Below are 16,033 nucleotides of genomic sequence, written 5' to 3'. Positions count from 1 at the left end.
GCGCTGATTGTGCCGTTTCATCCGCGATACGCCGGGTGCAGCGAAGGAGACCGCACGATCGCGGGACTAGACGTCCTGCTTGGCCGGCGGGCGGTAGAAGATCGCCAGCTGCCCGATGCCGCCGGCCAGGCCCAGCACCGTCGCGATGAGCAGCCCCCACCATCCGTGCAGGTAGTCGTAGAAGGCGCTGCCGGAGAACAACAGGTGATCCAGGCTGAGCTTGCCGGCGCCGACGGTGGCCACCGCTATCGCCGACACGGCCAGCACCAGGTTGTACTCCCAGCCCTCCTTGACGATGAAGAACCCGTTGGGCTTGTGCACCGTCCACGCCGCCACCAGCATCAACGCGACGAAGCCGGCTGCCGGGACCGGGGTGAGCAGACCCACCGCCAGCCCGATGCCGGCGGCCATCTCGGTGGTGGCCGCCACGCGGGCGTGGAACATGCCCGGCTTCATGCCCATGCTGTCGAACCAGCCGGCGGTCCCCTTGAGGCCACCTTTACCGAAAAATTTGTTGTAGCCGTGCGCGGCCATGGTCAGACCCAGGACCACTCGCAGGATCAGGACTCCGACATCGTAGGCAGTCATGTAGCAGAACTTAGAACATCTGTCACGCGCGGCCCAGACCCCCCCGTCCTCAGGCGGGCACCCAGTTGCCGTGGAATCCGGCGGGGACCCGGTGGGGCAGCTCGATCGCGGCGAGCTCATCAAGGGTTTGCGCGTCGAGGATGGCCAGCTCGCTGCGGTCGGTGCTGCGGTCGTAGACGTATCCCATGAGCACGCCGTCATCCTCGGCCGCGTCGGGTCTCGACGGTTCGAACACGAACTCGCTCATGGCCTTGTGCTCGCCGAAGTGGCGCACCGCGCTGTTATGGCCGACGAAGTCGTGCTTGAGCAGGGCGTCGCCGGGCTGGCCTTCCACCCCGAACGCCGCGGTATAGCCGTAACGGTGCCGCCTGCCCACCAGCCGCTCGTCGACGCGCGGGAACTCCTGGCCGCGGTCATCGAGCCGGGTCTGGCGCACCTTGTTGTCGGCGAGGTCGACGGTCCAGCGCTCCAGCGCCGGCGGGCCCTCGTTGGGGCCACGGCGGTCGGTGTCGAACATCTTCGGGTGGCGGACGACGTCGAGGACCACGGTGTCGCCGTCGTCGTAGGCATTGAGCGGGTGAAAGACGTAGCAGGGTTCGACATCGAACCAGCGGACATCGGCACTGCCGCCCGAACGCGGCATCACACCGACCCGGGCCGGGTAGCGCGGGTTCCACGAGTACGGGAAGCGCCGGTCGGCGGGGTCGCCGGACGGCAGCCGCGCGGCGATCGGATCGGGCACGCGGATCCGGCCGATCACCGCCGACAACACGATCCGCGCCGGCAGCCGGAGGGCACGCGGCACAGTCATCGAGACCGCCTCTCGCGCGTCGAAGGTGACCGGCAGGTCGTAGAACACGACGTGGTTCTCGGTCAGGGAGAAGTCGTGCATCATCGGGCTGCCGCCGACCTCGACGTCGACGACCTTGCGCGCCCGCCTGTCGGTGCCGATGACCGAGTACTGCACAGTGTTTCCGCGCAGCATGCTGTAGGACACCGCGTGCAGCTCCCCGGTGGCCGGATCGCGTTTCGGGTGGGCGGTGTATCCGCCGCTGAGGGTGCCGTCGAAATCGCACACTCCGACGGTGTCGAGTTCGTCGGTCAGCTCGTAATTGGCCACGCCGCCCTCGACCAGCGCCAGCGTCTTGCCGGCGTGACCGATGACGTTGGTGTTGGCGCCCAGCGGAGACGCACCGAAGTGGTCCGCACGCAGTGGTTCTCCGAGCGCCTTGGCCACCAGCGGGCTGCGAACCCACCGGTTGCGATACCACTGCGCTCGGCCGTCGCGCAGCCGGATGCCGTGGACCATCCCGTCGCCCAGGAACCAGTGATACAGCTCGGGGTCGACCTCGCCCACCGGGTTCGGGCCGTTACGCAGGTACCGACCGTCGAGGTACTCGGGAATCTGTCCGCGCACCGTCAACTCGGTCAGCGTGACTTCTTCCGACAGCGGCGCGAACGCGCCCTCCAGATACGGGTTGGACATGGCCAGGCCTCCATAACGCTGTTATCGCAGTCCAGATATAACACTGTTATGGCAGCATGGCAAGGGTGAGCACGCCACGAGATTCCTTGGTCGCCGCCGGGGTGGAGCTACTCGAGCGCGACGGGGTCGGCGCCGTCAGCGCGCGCAGCGTGGCCTCGCGGGCGGGGACGTCGACCATGGCGGTGTACACACATTTCGGCGGCATGACCGGCCTGCTCGACGCGGTCGCCGGTGAGGTGTTCGCCCGGTTCACCCAGGCGCTGACCGAGGGCCTGGCGACCGACGACCCCGTGGCCGACTTCCTGCGGATGGGCCTGGCCTACTACCGGTTCGCGCTGGCCCATCCGCAGCGCTACCAGTTCATGTTCGGCACCTCCACGCCGACGTCGGTCGCCGAACATCGCAGCGACCTGACCGTCACCGGGAGCAGTACCGACCGCGCCGACTGGGCGGCCTCGTTCGGCGCGCTGCGCACCGCGGTCCAGCGGATGATGGCCGCCGGCCGCATCCGCGAGGACGACGAGCTCGCGGTGGCGGGGCGACTGTGGAGCCTCAACCACGGCGCCGTGATGCTTGAACTCGCCGGATTCTTCGGCCAGGACGGCCGTGGACTCACCCACATCCTAGGGCCGCTGATCGTCGACACGCTGGTCGGCATGGGCGACGACCGCGACGCCGCCGCCCGGTCGCTGGAAACCGTGGTGGCGGCCCTGTCCCAGCCCTGAACGTGCTCGCCTCAGTGCGACAGCGCGCGGGCGAGGCGGTCGACGTAGCCGTCGATGCCGTCCGGGCCGCCGACCGCGGAGTCGGCGGCGTGCACACTGACCGCGACGGTGTCCCCGATGGCGTGCACACCATGGGTGAGACCCATCATCGGCGACAGCGCGGGGAATCCCGCCGTCAGCGCGACGACGGCGTTCCCGAACCGCAGGTCTTTCGCCCCGCGGTGGACGCTGGAGAGCACCGTGTTACCCGTGACCGTGGGCGAGCGCACGTCGGGGTCGAATTTCCCGACCCCCCAACGCAGTAACGGCGCGGGCAGCGCCGCGAACGCGGCGGCCTCGGCGCGCATCGCCGGATGCGCCGCGCGGCGGCGGCGCCGACGCAGATCGTCGGCGATCGCGCGGGTCCGTGCTCGGGCCGCCAGGTCCGGATACAGCGAGACGCCGACGTTGCCGAAATGGTTGTTGGCTGCGCGGGCACCCGTCTTGGCCATCGGCACCTCCGCGCCCAGCGCACCCACGTCGTCACCGAGCGCGCGCAGGTGCCCGCCCAGCGCTTCCGACACCGCGGCCAGCGCACCCACGGTCACCGTCGCATCGCCGAACTGCGTGCGCCGGCACACGATGCTGCGCAGGTGCCACAGCCCGTCCGGACGCCTGTTGCTGTGCAACGTCGGACGCGAATCCGCTTGCGGTGGAACCAGTCCCGCCGCGGTGTCGTGGACCAGTTGCCGATGCGCGTGAGCGGCCCGCACGCTGCGCGGCACCAGCGCCGCGGCCTTTCGCGGCGCGGCCGGGACCGCGGGGACGGGCCCCTCCCGGCCGAACAGATAGCCCGCCAGTGCCGACGCTCGCGTCCCGTCGCCCAGGGCGTGCGAGACCTGCAGCACCGCAACCGCACCGGCCCCGACGGCGGGCACCCCTTCGATGCGGTCGAACACGTGCAGCCGCCATGTGAGCCGGCGGGCGTCGAGTTGATCGCCGCCCAGCGCCGCCACCGCGTCGAGACACCGCTGCCAGGTGGGTTCGGCGAGCACGTGCACCACGAACTGGTCGGCACCGATGTCCCGCGGCGTCCATGCCGGGTAAGCCCACGAGGCGGTGTCGTCGATGCGCAGCCTGAGCTCGGCGCACGAGCGCGCCCGGTGCCGGATCACGTCGAGGGCGCCTCCGAGGTCGGCGGGGCCACCGTCGAAGGCGTACAGCAGGAACTGGTCATTCGGGATGACCGACGACATCCAGTACATCTGCGCGTCGACGGCGGCAAGCCGGCGCACTGCCATGGTGGCCAGGCTAGGCTGTGGCGCGTGTCGCTGCTGCCGGGTCTCCCCACCGCGGCAGCGCTGGTCACCGGCGCATCGGCCGGGATCGGCGCCCACATCGCCGGCGAGCTGATCCGGCGCGGCCACCCGGTGATCCTGGTCGCCCGACGGGAGGACCGGCTCCGGGAACTGGCGCAGTCGCTGGGCCCGGCGGCGCACGTGCTTGCCGCCGACCTGACCGATCCGGCCGCCCGGGCCGCGCTGCCCGCCCGCGTGGCCGATCTGGGCCTGCAGGTGGAGATCCTGGTCAACAACGCCGGCGCGGCCAACGTCGGCCGGGTCGCCGACGTCGCAGTCGCCGACGAGTTGGCGCTGATCGAACTCGACGTGGCCGCGGTGGTCGATCTGTGCAGCCGGTTCGTGCCCGGCATGGTGGCGCGCGGACGGGGCGCGGTGCTCAACGTCGCATCCGTGGGCGCGTTCGGCCCGGTGCCGTTCCAGGCGTCCTACGGCGCGGCGAAGGCCTTCGTGCTGTCCTACACCGAGGCCCTGCGCGAGGAGTTGCGCGGCAGCGGCGTCACCGCATCGGTGGTGTGCCCCGGCCCGGTGCGCACCGGTTTCGGCACACGGGCAGGCATCCCGGACGAGGAGGCGGAGAAGATGCTGCCCGCATTCCTCTGGCAGCAACCCGAGGCGGTGGCCCGCACAGCGGTCGACGGATGGGCCCGCGGGCGCGCGGTCATCGTGCCGGGCGCCGCCAACGCGGTGGCCGCTCTGGCCTACCGGCTGGTGCCCAGGCGGGTGCTGCTGCCGATACTGGCGCGCAGTCATCCCGCCCGTCATCGGCACCGCTAGACCGGATCGAACTCCGAGATCAGCCAGCGGTCGTCGACCTTCTCCAGCGTCACCCGGACACTCGACGCAGTGTCGGTCGGCGGGTCCTGACCGACGGTCACGGTCTGGTTGACGAACAACAGCGCGACGGCTTCGGTGGGGCTGGCCGACACCGACGCCGCGGCCGGCACGGACGCCACCGCGGCGATGTTCTTCTCCTTGGCGCCCGGGATCACCACATCGTTGGTCAGCGAGGTGTAGGACTCGCGAAAGTCTCCGGTGAGCAGGTCACGGGCGGCCCCGAGCTGCTCCTCGACCTTGTCGGGGGTGTAGGACAACAGCGCGATCGTGCTGTCTTTGGCTGCCTGCACGGACTCGGCCGCGGCCGCCTCGCTGTTGCGCACCGAGTTGTCCCGCCACTTGAGGAACCCCGCGCCCAGCGCGAGTGTCAGAGCCAGCGCGGGCAGCAGACCGAACGCGACGACGCGCGTCCACTGGATTGTGCGCTTGGCGGGCCGGCCCCCGGGCTCGGCCCCGGCCTCGTCGGCCGCCTCGGTGTCATCGGCGGCCTCGGTGTCGTCGGCTTCCGGTGCCGCATCGGTGTCCGCCGCCGCGCCGGCCTCGGTGGTCTCGACGTCGGAGGTCGTGGTCGTGTCGTTGTCCGCGGCGTCGCCCAAGGTCGGTTCCTCTTCTTTGGCCGGGGTGGTGTTGTCGTCGGTTGGTTTGCTCACGGTACGAAGTCCACCTTCGACACCTTGGCCTCGCCGTCGACTTCCTGCACCGTCACCCGCATCCGCCATGCCCTGGGCTGCTGCTCGGGGGCGCCGGCGTTCGAGGTGCGCACCGTGACGGCGACGAGCACGGTGCCTTCGTTCTCGCTGTAGGTCTCCAGCCCGGCTTCGGCGATGGTTCCCTCCGATGTGGACTGCGCCTGCTTGACGACGTCGACGAACGGCTGGGCCCGCTGCTGGAAATCGTCGTAGAAGGTGCCGGTGGCGGAGTCGAGGATGCGCTGCACGTCCTGCTCGGCGGTCTCGTGGTCGATGGTGGTCAGGTTGAGCGCACCCTGCCGTCCCACCTGCAGGAACAGGTTGCGCTGCTGCTCGGCCTGCTGCGACTCATAGGCGCGATAACCCAGCCAGCCGGTCAGCCCGGCCAGCGCCAGAACGCCCATGAGACCCGCGATCAGCGCGAGTTTGACGTGCGACATCGGCGTGCGCGGCGCCTTGGCCTCGTCACTGGCTTCGTCCTCGGTCGCGGCACCGGCTTCGTCGTAGTCCTGCGCCTCGCCCTCGTCGGCGTCCTGGGTCTGTGCGCCCGACGTCTCCGTTGAGTCGGCGACAGGTGCCGCAGCCTCGGAATTCTCGTCCCGGACGTCGACCTCGGGGGTCGACTCCTCCTCAGCGGGGGTCTTCTCGTGTGCCATCAATCATTTCCTCAGCAGCCTGGCGGCCAGATAGGGGTCGGTGCACCGCCGGCACCAACCTACGTGCCGACACCATAGCGTCGGGGGATCACGGAGAGTTTCAGGACGTGGCCCGGCCGGCCGCGGCCGTCAGCCCCCCGGCGGAACGAGCATCGACTGCCACGGCCGCTCACCTGCCTCTTCGGCGAGGTTGGACTGGGTGTACACCTTGCCGTCCGGCCCGACGTACGTACCGGTCGCCTGGTCGTATTCTGCGGCCGCGACGGGCAGCGGCGGCGTACCGGGAGGGGGTGGCGTCACGGCGACCGGCACATCCGGCGGCACGTCCGGGATCGCTTCCCCGGAGCCCGTCGCGTTGGGGTCACCCTTCCAGTTGTAACCGTCGTTGAGCGGCACGTAGACCTCGTTGCTTTCGCAGTCCTGCCAGGTCGGGGCGCGCTTACCCGGCACGGTCACACACGGCAGGTTGCGGGCGCCGCGGACGTTGAAGGGGGCGTCCTGCGGCACACGGCAGTACAGGTTGCCCGGCGGTCTGTCGGGATAGTCCTCGAACGTCGGTATCCGGCGCTGCTGTGCCGGCAGGAAGCCGGTGGTGCACGGCGGCGGCAACTGCTGCGGCGGCAGCGGGATGGGCGCCGGAACCAACGGGATCGCCAGGTTCAAGTTGAAGACCAGGGCGTCACCCATGTAGTCCTGCTTGGTGTTCCGCTTGTGCACGCCCACGGCCTGCGTGACCGCGGTGCCTTGCGGGAGCAACACGAGCAGCTGCTCCAGGCTCGGCTGGTAGTCGAGGGCCACCTCGCCGATGCTGACCAGGTTGGCCAACACGATCGGCAATGTCGGTTGCAGCCGGTCGAAGAGCGCTCTCACCTCGTCGGCAGCGCCCGGTCCCGTGTCCAGGATCCCGCCCAGGGCCGCATCCTCGCTCTGCAGTTGACCGCTGATGCTCGCCAGATTCGCCGCCCACGCTTGGATCGAATCCGCGGTCTCGGTCTGGCTGTCCAGCACCGGCCTGGACTGGTCGATCAGGGTGGTCAGCGGGTCGAGGTTCTTGCGCGCGTCGCTGGCGAGTGCGGCGCTGCCGCTGACCAGGCGCCGCAATTCGGGCCCCAGTCCCCCGACGGCCAGGTAGGCCTCATCGACGACTGTCTGCAGGTTCTCCTGCGGGATCGCCTCCAGGCCCCTGTTCGTCGCGTTGAGGACGGTGTTGATGTCGGTCGGGACCGAGGCGCGGTCCATCGGGATCACGTCGCCGTCCCGCAACACCGGACCGTCGCCGCTGCGCGGCAACAACTGGACATACTGTTCACCGATCGAGGACACGCTGTGCACCTCGGCGTCGAGGTCGGCCGGGATCTCGACGTCGTCGGTTAGCGACAGCACCGCCTCGACACCGTTACCGGTCAGGCCGACGCTTTTCACCTCCCCGACCGTCACTCCGCGATACGTGACGTTGCCCCTCGGGTAAAGCCCACCCGTCTTGGGCAACTCCAGGGTCACGCGATACTGCCCGACACCGAGGAGGGCGGGCAACCGCATGTAGGAGAAGACCATGATGGACAGCGCAACCGCTGCGATGAGGGCGAAGATCGCCATCTGGATGAGGATTCGACGAGTCAGACGCATGCTACGGCCCCTGGTCCCAACGGTACGGAGCGATCAACGGGTTGCCTGCGGTGCCCGGCCCCCCGGCGTTGCACGGGTTGGGGAACTGACCGATGGTGCGGCCCCACTGCAACTCCAGCCACGTCAGGTCGCACTCCCACCGACTGCCGGTGAAGAAGCCGGAGTCGATCCGGCTCAGGGTCAGGTCGAGGATCAACGTGAGGTTGGCGTAGTCGCCGCGCATCCAGTTGAGCAATGTCTCCTTCGGGAAGGGGAACGTCGGCAGGAAACTCAGCGCGCGGGTCAGCGCGGGACCGGCATCGGCCAGTTCCTCGAGAACCGGACCGAGGTCTTGGAGTTCGGCGACCAGCGCCTCCTTGGTCTGATTGACCGAGTCGGCGGCCAGTGCGCTGAACCTACCGAGCTGGGTGACCGCCTCGGCCAGATTGTTGCGCTGGTCCCGGAGTACCGACAGTGCTTGCGGAATCGTCTGTAATGCCCTGTCCACCACCGGTTTCTGTTCGGCGAGTTGGCTCATCAGGTTGTTGATGCTCTCCGAGGCGGCGATGATGTCGTTCTTCTGGTCGTCGAGGTAGCCGATGGCCAGGTCCAGTTGCTCGATCAAGCTGCGCAGGTCGCCTTCCCGACCGGCGAACGCGGTGCTTAGCGCCTCGGTGATGTCCTGGATGTCGCCGAGCCCACCGCCGTTGAGCAACAGCGCGACCGCGCCCAGCGCCTGCTCGGTGCTGGGGAACGCTCGCGACGACGACAACGGGATCAGCGCACCGTCTTTCAGCCTGCCCTGCGGCTCTTCGTCAGTCGGCGGTGCCAGCTCGATGTGCAACGAGCCCAGCAGGCTGGTCTGCCCGAGCGTCGCGGTCGCATTCGCCGGCAGCTCGACGTCGCCGTTGAGCTCCATCGTCACCAGCGCATGCCAACCCTGGCGCTCGATCTTGCGGACGTGACCGACGTTCACGTCACCGACCCGCACCCGGGAGTTCGGCTCGATGTTGTCGACATCGGGCATCTGGGCCTGAATTTCGAAGGCTTCCGGCCCCGTCCCCTCCACGCCGGGCAGAGGAAGGGTATTCAGTCCGCGCCAGTTCGAACACCCGGAGAGCAGCCCGATCAGCAGCACGGCCGTCACGAGGGCCCGGAACACCTTGGTATCCATCACGGTCCACCTCCCGGCGGCACCATCAGACCCTGGAGGCCATCGGCCGGGTTGGGTGTGGTGGGCATCGGCGCCTCCGCGGCCAACGGGGGGCCGGCGGGCGGGGGTGCCGGGGCGGCGTTCGCCGGTGGCGGAGTTGAGGACCCTGCCGGTTGCGGCGGAATGTAATCCGGGCGCAACCAGTCCTCGCTGTAGGTGAGCTCGTTGGGCCGGGTGGTGGCGCCCACGAACACGTTCTGTGCCACCGGCAGAAAGTTGTACTGACGGTTCTTGATAATCGGTGCCAGGTACTGCACACACAACTTCGCCGACTCTTCGGCACCCAGCCGCGACGCCGCCTGAACAGCGCCGCACAGGAACGAGATCGGATCGGAGAAGTTGTTGATCATCGGCACACTGCTGACCGCGCCCTGAGCGGGCTGCCAGATGTTGACGTAGTTCTGCAGGGTGTTGGGGGCCACGTGCAGGAACTGTTTGACGTCGGCGAGGCTGTCCGTCAGCGCCTGCGTCACCCCGGCCAACTTGTCCGACGTGGTGCCCAGCGACTCGCGGTTGTCGGCGACGAACGTCTGGACCTCACCGACGACGTTGTTCAGATCGCGGACCGCAGTGGCGACCTCGTCGGGATCGTTGGCGAGCAACCCGGTGACGGTGGCGAGGTTCTGGTTGAGCTGACGCATCAGGTCGGTGCTGTCCTGCAGCGCCGACACCAGGGTCGCCAGATTCTTGACGGTGGAGAAGATGTTGGTGCTGTTGTCACCGAGCGCCGAAATCGCCTGCGAGAGTTGGATGACGGTGTCGCGGATGTTGGCACCCTCGCCGCGCAGGTTGTCGGCGGTGGTGTTGATGGCCGAACCGAGCGGGCTGACCCCGCCGGGTTCTGTCGGTTGCAGCGTGTCGGCCAGGATGGCCAGTTGCTGACGGACCTCGTCCCATTCCACCGGTACCGCGGTGCGTTCGCGCGGGATCACCGCGTCGTTCTCCATCACCGGGCCACCGGTGTAGGGAGGCGTGAGCTGGATGGACCGCGCCGTCACCAGCGTCGGTGACAGGATCGCCGCTTTCGCGTCGGCCGGCACCTGATACTTGCTGTCGTACCAGAAGGAGATCTTGACCGCCGTGGGCTGCGGCTCGATCGACTCGATCTTCCCGACCGGGACGCCGACGATGTTCACATCGTCGCCGGGATAGATGCCGTTGCTGTTCTCGAAGTACGCGACGACGTGCGTGCGGTTGGTCGTTTCCATGGTGCGCAGCACCACGACCACGCCGCCGACCAGGATCACGGCCAGGGCGGCGATCAACAGGGCACGAAGGCTGCGCGTCATGAGCCGGCCTCCGCGGGAGCGAGGTGCGGGGTTTCACCGGGGGCGGGCACGAACACCGGTTCCGGGGTCGGCCCGGGGGTCGATCCAAGGCCCGGTGGCGCCTCGGCCGGCGGCCCCGGGGGCGGCCCGCCCGGCGGCGGGGCAGGCAGAGGCTCGCGGTAGGGGTAGCAGCCGGGACCGGGCAGCGCGATCCCGGGCGGGCCGCAGGCCTGGTCGCCGGGATTGCCGGTGATGGCGTCGGGAACCGTCAGGCGCGGCTCGCCGCCCTGCCCGGTCCGCGGGAAGGGCACCGGCAGCGCGGGCGTGCCGGGCTGACCGACCTGGGGATCGGTGCGCTGCGACGGAAGCAGCACGCTGGGATCCAGCCCCAGATCGGAGAACGCCGCATCGATGAACGGTTGCACGAACTGTCCGGGCAGCAGGTTGGCGACGTAGGTCTTGAAGAACGGTCCCGACGCCACGGATTCCCCGAGCGACATCGAGTACTGCTGGAACAGGTGGATCGACCGCTGCAGTTGTTCCTTGCGGTTGTCGATGATCGTAAGGACGCCGTTGAGCTTGTCCAGCGCCGGTCGCAGGGTCTCCCGGTTCTCGGCGATGAAGCCCATGAGTTGGTCGCTGAGCGCCGAGATGTGTCCCGAGATCTGATCCAATGCCGCGCTCTGACTTCGGAGTTCGGCCAGCAACGCGTTGCTGTTCGCGACCAGGTTGACCACCTGCTCGCTGCGTTCGGCCAGCACGGTCGTGGCCTTGTTGGCGTTGCCCAGCAGGGATCGCAGCTGTGCATCGCGTTCGTTGAGGGTCTCCGAGAAGCGCGCCACCCCCTCGACCGCGACTCGCAGCTGCGGCGGTGTGTCGGCGAAGGTGGCGGACAGCACCCGCAGCGACTCCGACAGCTGATCGGTGTTCAGGCCGCTGATCGTCATGGCGAGGTCACCCAACGCGTCGGGCAGCTGGTAGGGGGACGTGGTGCGCTCCAGCGGAATCGTGCCCTCCAGCCGGCCGTCGCCGCGCGAGGTGACCTCGAGCATCTTGGTTCCCAGCAGTCCCCGGGTCTTGATCGCCGCCTCGGTGCGCTCACCGAGCAGGATGTCCTTGGACACCGTGAACGTGATGAGAGCCCGCGATCCGTCCAGCTCGATCGACTTGACGTTGCCCACCGTGAAGCCCGAAACCTGGACGTCTTCACCGGTTCTCAACCCGCCGGCGTCGGCGAAGTAGGCGGAGTACTGCGCGCCCTGCAGGAACGGCAGCCTCTCGTAGTTCAGCGATCCCAGGACGATGCCGATCGTCAACGCCAGGCCGACGACACCGATGACGAGCTGATTCCGCTCACTGAACGACTTCATCGGGGCGCGCACCTCCCGGTGGACTGGCCGGCGACCTTGACGTACACCGGCTGCCCGCCCTTCCCGTTGAGCTTCAGCACGATGTCGCACAGGTAGAAGCTGAAGAAGTCGCCGTAGATGCCTTGTCGCGCGAGGGCCTGATATGCGTCCGGCAGGGTGTTGAGCAGGTTGTCGAAATACTCGTGGTCGGCCACCACGATCGCGGCCGTCCGGTCGGTTTCGCGCACCGTCTTGGCCAGGGGCGGACGTGCCTGCGACAGCAGATCCTCGATGCTCGAGGCCGCGGCATCGGTGTACGCCAGACCGGTGGCCACGTCTTCCTTGCGCTCCTGCAGCGTTGCGACCAACCCGTCGAGCGCGTCGATGGCCGTGGCGAACTGGTCGCTTTGGTCACCCAGCGATCCCAGCACCACGTTGAGGTTGGTGATGACCTGACCGATCAGCTGATCGCGGTCGGCCAGGGTGCTCGTCAGGGCCGCGGTCTGGGCCAGGAACGAGTTGATCGTCCCGCCTTGCCCTTGCAGGGCTGCGATCAGCTGACCGGACAGCGCGTTGACCTGTTCGGGGTCCAGCGCCCGGAACAGCGGCCGGAACCCGCCGATCAGCGCGTCGAGATCCAGGGCCGGCGCGGTGCGGGCCAGCGGAATCGTCGCTCCCGGCTTGAGAGTCGTGGTGGCGCCGGCGCCCTCCTGCAGCGCGAGGTAGCGCCCGCCGATCAGGTCGTCGTAGCGGATGACGGCTCGGCTGCCTTCGGTCAACACCACCGACTGGTCTGCCGTGAATTCCACCATCGCCGTCGTATCAGGTTGGATGGCAACGTTTTTGACCTGACCCACCTCGACGCCGGCGATGCGGACGAAGTCCCCGTTCTCCAACCCGGTCACATTGGTGAACTCCGCTTTGTAGGTGTGGGTCTTCTCCCCGAACCGCATCTGCCCGAACACTGCGAACAGCCCGAACACGCCCAGCAGGCACACAGTCAGGAACACGGCAAGACGCCACGCGTCGTGCCGAATCTGAGTCGTCAGACCGGGCATGGCGGGGCACCTCCTTTCACGTGTTCGGTGGCGGTCATGGGGACGGGGCGGCCTCGCGCGGCAACGGGACCGGAGGTAGTGGCGTCGGCTGCATCTGCGCGGGATTCGCGACGATGAACGGCTCGGAACCCGGCGTCGGCCCCGGGTCGCGCGGCGCGCCCGGCGGGGGTGCCGGTGGCAGCCCCGGCCACAGCGGCGTGCCGTCCGGTGCGTACAGGTCCGCACCGTAGGCGGGCGCGCCAGGGTAGGGAATCGGGCCGATCGCGGGTCCCCCGAAGAGGTTGCGAATGCTCGGCGGCTCGGGCACCGCGCGGGTAGTGGGCAGGTAGTTCGCCCAGCCCGGGAAGCCGATGCCCGGGTTCGGCCGCCAGTCGATGCCGGTGCCGAAGCCGGTGTTGGTGACGAGGTTTCGGACCGGCCAGTTCTTCGCCACGTCGGGCAGCGAACCGCACCCCGGCTTACCGCCGGGACCGCCCTTGGCGCCAATGATCGGCAGATGGTTCGGGTAACGGTACGGGTCGTCGCCCAGGGACAGTCCGACGTCGAGCACCAGGGTTCGCCCGTTGCCGCCGGGTGCGTCGTAGCCGCCGGTGTCCAGCAGCGTCTTCGCGCCCGTCAGCAGGCAGGTGTACTCCGGGCTGTACTTGTACAGCAGGCTCGTCGTCGGCTCCAGCACATTGATGGCTCTGATGAGGTTCGCCTGGTTCGGCGCCAGCAGGCTGATGCCGCTGTTGGACAACCCCGTGGTGGCCAGCAGCAACGCATCCAACTGGGTGGCGCGCCCGGCGATCGTCGTGCTGGTCGTACTGAGCGCGTCGAGGGCGGTCAGGATGTCCTGCGCGGCAGCGCTGTAGGTGTCGTTGAAATCGCGCAGTGCGACCCAGTTCTCGCCGATCGTCTCGTTGCGCGGGTTCAGCGCGAGCAGCACCTGATTGGCGTCGGTGGTGGCCTGACCGATGCGCTCACCCTGACCGCGAACCCCGTCGGCGAGCGCCGACAACGTGCTGTTGAGCTTGGCGACGTCGATCCGGTCGATGATGTCGACGACGTTCTGGAAGACGGTGTTGGCTTCGACGGTGACGTTCTGCGAGATGATCACCTGGCCGGGCTGCAGCTGGCCCTGAGGATCTTCGGGATAGACCAGGTCGACGAACTTGGCACCGAACACCGTCGTTGCCCGGATCCGCCCCTCGATGTTGGCCGGAATGTACTTGACCTTGTCGCTGTCGATCTCCAGCTTCAACGACACCGGTTGGCTGCCGCCCTGGATGTCGGCGACCCGCCCCACCTGCACGCCGCGTAGCTTGACCTTCGCGTTGGTGTCCATCACCAGGCCGGCGCGGTCGGAGGCCAGCGTCACAGTCTCGTGCGACTTGAACGTGCCGAAAAACAGCGAATACGTCAGCCAGATGGCGACGACGGTGATGAACAGGAGGATCAGCGTCCACCAGGCGGGATGCAAGCCTTCTTCGTTGGGGTCCATGTCAACCTGCCAGGTTGAAGTTGCCGGACTGGCCGTACACGGCCAGAGAGAGCATGACCAGAACGAACGCCGAGACGATCAAGGAGGTGCGCACCGCCCGTCCGACGGCCTCCCCGACGCCGGCGGGCCCGCCGCGCGCGGTGTAGCCGTAGTAGGTGTGCACGAGCATGATGATCACCGACAGCGCGATGGACTGCCCGAACGACCACATCAGGTCGGTGGGGGCAAGGAACGTCTTGAAGTAGTGGTCGTACACGCCGGCCGACTGACCGTAGATCACAGTGGTTCCGAACCGTGCGGCCCAGAACGCCATCAACACACCGACGCAGTACAGCGGGATCACCACGACGAAGCCGGCGATCACCCGGCTCGATGCGAGGAACGCAATACTGCGGATACCCATGACCTCGAGAGCGTCGATCTCCTCGTTGATCCGCATGGCGCCCAGTTGGGCGGTGGCGCCGGCGCCGATCGTGGCCGACAGGGCAATCGCGGTGGTCGCGGGGGCGATCAGCCGAGTGTTGAAATACGCCGAAACGAAGCCCGTCAGCGCCTCTACACCGAGTTCGGAGAAGTCGCTGTAACCCTGGACCGCCACCAACGCCCCGGTGGTGACCGTCAGGAACCCGACGACCGCGACCGTGCCACCGATGACGATCAGCGCGCCCGCGCCGAGGCCCATCTGCGCGATGATCCGGATCAGCTCCACGCCGTAATGGGTGAAGACGTAACCGACGGAGCGCAGGGTGCGGCCGTAGAACTTCGTCTGGGTCCCGATGTGGTTCCACGGGTCTGCGACACGGGCGAACTGCCCCTTGAGCCAGGGGAACTGGGAATGTGGCTTCGAGACCGTCATAGCGTGATCTTGATCGCTACGGCGGTGGCGACTATGTTGATCGCGAACAACGCCATGAAGGTGAACACCACGGTCTCGTTGACCGCGTTGCCGACCCCGGCCGGGCCGCCGCGCACGGAGATCCCCTTGTAGCAGGCGATCAAACCGGCCGAGAGTCCGAACAGTGCCGCCTTTATCAGCGCGATGATCACGTCGGTGGCGCCGATGATCAGCGTCAGCCCTGCCGCGAACGCGCCCGGCGACACGTTCTGGATGTACACCACGAATAGGTACGCACCCGACAGACCCACGAGAATCACCGTCGCCGAGAGCGCCAATGACACCACCATGGCGGCCAGCACCCGGGGAACCACAAGCGCCTGAATGGGATTGATGCCCATCACCCGCAGCGCGTCGAGTTCCTCGCGGATGGTGCGGGCGCCCAAATCGGCACACATCGCCGTCGCACCAGCGCCGGCGACCACCAGCACCGTCACGATGGGTCCGATCTGGCGGACCGTGCCGAGCGAGGCACCGGTCCCCGAGAAGTCGGCAGCGCCGATCTCGGTCAGCAGAATCGTCGTGATGAACGTGAGCAGCACGGTGTAGGGAATGGTCAGCAGCAGCGTCGGCAGAATCGACACCCGCGCGACGAACCAGGCCTGCGCGATGAACTCGCGCCACGCGAACGGCGGCTGGAACATCGCCACGAACGTGTCCAGTGCCATCGAGTAGAAACCACCGAAAGCACGCACAGGTTTGGCGATCACGTCGGAAGCGACCATCTACCGGGTCCTTCCTCGCGTGCACCTCACCGTCACAGTCCTCCCACAACCGGCCTGGTCTCGATAAGTGGGGCTGAGGTTACACATGCGAGGACGCGCAGAACCGTATATCAACGAAA

Annotated in this window: 15 protein-coding genes; 2 read left to right on the top strand and 13 right to left on the bottom strand. The window is 68.0% G+C overall.

The features are described from left to right. Positions 1-66: 66 nt before the first annotated feature. Positions 67-588: a DoxX family protein gene (locus G6N31_RS00605; protein ID WP_098003955.1), complete on the bottom strand. Its 522-nt coding sequence runs from the start codon at positions 586-588 to the stop codon at positions 67-69. Between the two features lie 49 nt (positions 589-637). Beyond that, complete coding sequence (locus G6N31_RS00600; protein ID WP_098003956.1) at positions 638-2,074, bottom strand: carotenoid oxygenase family protein; 1,437 nt, start codon at positions 2,072-2,074, stop codon at positions 638-640. A 65-nt stretch (positions 2,075-2,139) separates the two neighbouring features. On the opposite strand from G6N31_RS00600, the gene G6N31_RS00595 reads away from it, so the two are divergent. Next, positions 2,140-2,799 carry a TetR/AcrR family transcriptional regulator gene (locus tag G6N31_RS00595; protein ID WP_234815342.1) on the top strand — a complete coding sequence of 220 codons (660 nt, stop codon included), beginning with the start codon at positions 2,140-2,142 and terminating at the stop codon, positions 2,797-2,799. Positions 2,800-2,810: 11 nt separating this feature from the next. On the opposite strand, the gene G6N31_RS00590 is transcribed toward G6N31_RS00595, so the two are convergent. Continuing rightward, positions 2,811-4,079, bottom strand: a complete 1,269-nt coding sequence (locus G6N31_RS00590; RefSeq protein WP_098003958.1) for a DUF1298 domain-containing protein — start codon at positions 4,077-4,079, stop codon at positions 2,811-2,813. A 24-nt stretch (positions 4,080-4,103) separates the two neighbouring features. Here G6N31_RS00590 and G6N31_RS00585 point away from each other — a divergent pair, with 24 nt between their 5' ends. Continuing rightward, complete coding sequence (locus G6N31_RS00585) at positions 4,104-4,913, top strand: SDR family NAD(P)-dependent oxidoreductase (protein WP_098003959.1); 810 nt, start codon at positions 4,104-4,106, stop codon at positions 4,911-4,913. Here the strand turns inward: G6N31_RS00585 and G6N31_RS00580 are convergent. From G6N31_RS00580 to G6N31_RS00535, 10 genes are all read right to left on the bottom strand, one after another. Next, on the bottom strand, positions 4,910-5,623 hold the full coding sequence (locus G6N31_RS00580) for an Rv1363c family protein (protein WP_234815343.1): 714 nt from the start codon (positions 5,621-5,623) through the stop codon (positions 4,910-4,912). The two genes, G6N31_RS00585 and G6N31_RS00580, sit on opposite strands and share 4 nt — an antisense overlap. Continuing rightward, on the bottom strand, positions 5,620-6,318 hold the full coding sequence (locus G6N31_RS00575; RefSeq protein ID WP_098003960.1) for an Rv1363c family protein: 699 nt from the start codon (positions 6,316-6,318) through the stop codon (positions 5,620-5,622). Before G6N31_RS00575 ends, G6N31_RS00580 begins: the two co-directional genes overlap by 4 nt. 129 nt (positions 6,319-6,447) lie before the next feature. Continuing rightward, entirely contained in the window at positions 6,448-7,944 is a 1,497-nt protein-coding gene (locus tag G6N31_RS00570) for an MCE family protein (protein ID WP_098003961.1), read from the bottom strand. Position 7,945: 1 nt separating this feature from the next. Further along, the gene (locus tag G6N31_RS00565; RefSeq protein ID WP_098003962.1) at positions 7,946-9,097 is read right to left on the bottom strand and encodes an MCE family protein; all 1,152 of its coding nucleotides are present in this window, start codon (positions 9,095-9,097) and stop codon (positions 7,946-7,948) included. Continuing rightward, positions 9,097-10,425: an MCE family protein gene (locus G6N31_RS00560; protein ID WP_163721978.1), complete on the bottom strand. Its 1,329-nt coding sequence runs from the start codon at positions 10,423-10,425 to the stop codon at positions 9,097-9,099. Before G6N31_RS00560 ends, G6N31_RS00565 begins: the two co-directional genes overlap by 1 nt. Further along, positions 10,422-11,774: a virulence factor Mce family protein gene (locus tag G6N31_RS00555; protein WP_098005234.1), complete on the bottom strand. Its 1,353-nt coding sequence runs from the start codon at positions 11,772-11,774 to the stop codon at positions 10,422-10,424. Before G6N31_RS00555 ends, G6N31_RS00560 begins: the two co-directional genes overlap by 4 nt. After that, on the bottom strand, positions 11,771-12,811 hold the full coding sequence (locus G6N31_RS00550) for a virulence factor Mce family protein (RefSeq protein WP_098005222.1): 1,041 nt from the start codon (positions 12,809-12,811) through the stop codon (positions 11,771-11,773). Before G6N31_RS00550 ends, G6N31_RS00555 begins: the two co-directional genes overlap by 4 nt. 34 nt (positions 12,812-12,845) lie before the next feature. Further along, a complete protein-coding gene (locus G6N31_RS00545; protein WP_098005221.1) occupies positions 12,846-14,294 on the bottom strand; it encodes an MCE family protein in 1,449 nt (482 codons plus the stop codon). Between the two features lies 1 nt (position 14,295). Beyond that, positions 14,296-15,150, bottom strand: a complete 855-nt coding sequence (locus G6N31_RS00540; protein ID WP_098005220.1) for an ABC transporter permease — start codon at positions 15,148-15,150, stop codon at positions 14,296-14,298. After that, positions 15,147-15,914: an MlaE family ABC transporter permease gene (locus G6N31_RS00535; RefSeq protein WP_098005219.1), complete on the bottom strand. Its 768-nt coding sequence runs from the start codon at positions 15,912-15,914 to the stop codon at positions 15,147-15,149. The genes G6N31_RS00540 and G6N31_RS00535 overlap by 4 nt, the downstream gene beginning before the upstream one ends. Positions 15,915-16,033 lie beyond the last annotated feature (119 nt).

Source organism: Mycolicibacterium duvalii, from assembly GCF_010726645.1.
In the GTDB taxonomy this organism is placed as follows: Bacteria; Actinomycetota; Actinomycetes; order Mycobacteriales; family Mycobacteriaceae; genus Mycobacterium; species Mycobacterium duvalii.
The sequence above is the reverse complement of the archived record's forward strand: the minus strand, read 5'-3'. Positions and strand labels throughout refer to the sequence as shown.

Bases quoted from the DNA above. Each gene is read 5' to 3' on its own strand.
- G6N31_RS00575 (WP_098003960.1), bottom strand. From the start codon at position 6,318: ATGGCACACGAGAAGACCCCCGCTGAGGAGGAGTCGACCCCCGAGGTC.
- G6N31_RS00535 (WP_098005219.1), bottom strand. From the start codon at position 15,914: ATGGTCGCTTCCGACGTGATCGCCAAACCTGTGCGTGCTTTCGGTGGT.
- G6N31_RS00540 (WP_098005220.1), bottom strand. From the start codon at position 15,150: ATGACGGTCTCGAAGCCACATTCCCAGTTCCCCTGGCTCAAGGGGCAG.
- G6N31_RS00560 (WP_163721978.1), bottom strand. From the start codon at position 10,425: ATGACGCGCAGCCTTCGTGCCCTGTTGATCGCCGCCCTGGCCGTGATC.
- G6N31_RS00550 (WP_098005222.1), bottom strand. From the start codon at position 12,811: ATGCCCGGTCTGACGACTCAGATTCGGCACGACGCGTGGCGTCTTGCC.
- G6N31_RS00565 (WP_098003962.1), bottom strand. From the start codon at position 9,097: ATGGATACCAAGGTGTTCCGGGCCCTCGTGACGGCCGTGCTGCTGATC.
- G6N31_RS00570 (WP_098003961.1), bottom strand. From the start codon at position 7,944: ATGCGTCTGACTCGTCGAATCCTCATCCAGATGGCGATCTTCGCCCTC.
- G6N31_RS00545 (WP_098005221.1), bottom strand. From the start codon at position 14,294: ATGGACCCCAACGAAGAAGGCTTGCATCCCGCCTGGTGGACGCTGATC.
- G6N31_RS00600 (WP_098003956.1), bottom strand. From the start codon at position 2,074: ATGTCCAACCCGTATCTGGAGGGCGCGTTCGCGCCGCTGTCGGAAGAA.
- G6N31_RS00590 (WP_098003958.1), bottom strand. From the start codon at position 4,079: ATGGCAGTGCGCCGGCTTGCCGCCGTCGACGCGCAGATGTACTGGATG.
- G6N31_RS00605 (WP_098003955.1), bottom strand. From the start codon at position 588: ATGACTGCCTACGATGTCGGAGTCCTGATCCTGCGAGTGGTCCTGGGT.
- G6N31_RS00555 (WP_098005234.1), bottom strand. From the start codon at position 11,774: ATGAAGTCGTTCAGTGAGCGGAATCAGCTCGTCATCGGTGTCGTCGGC.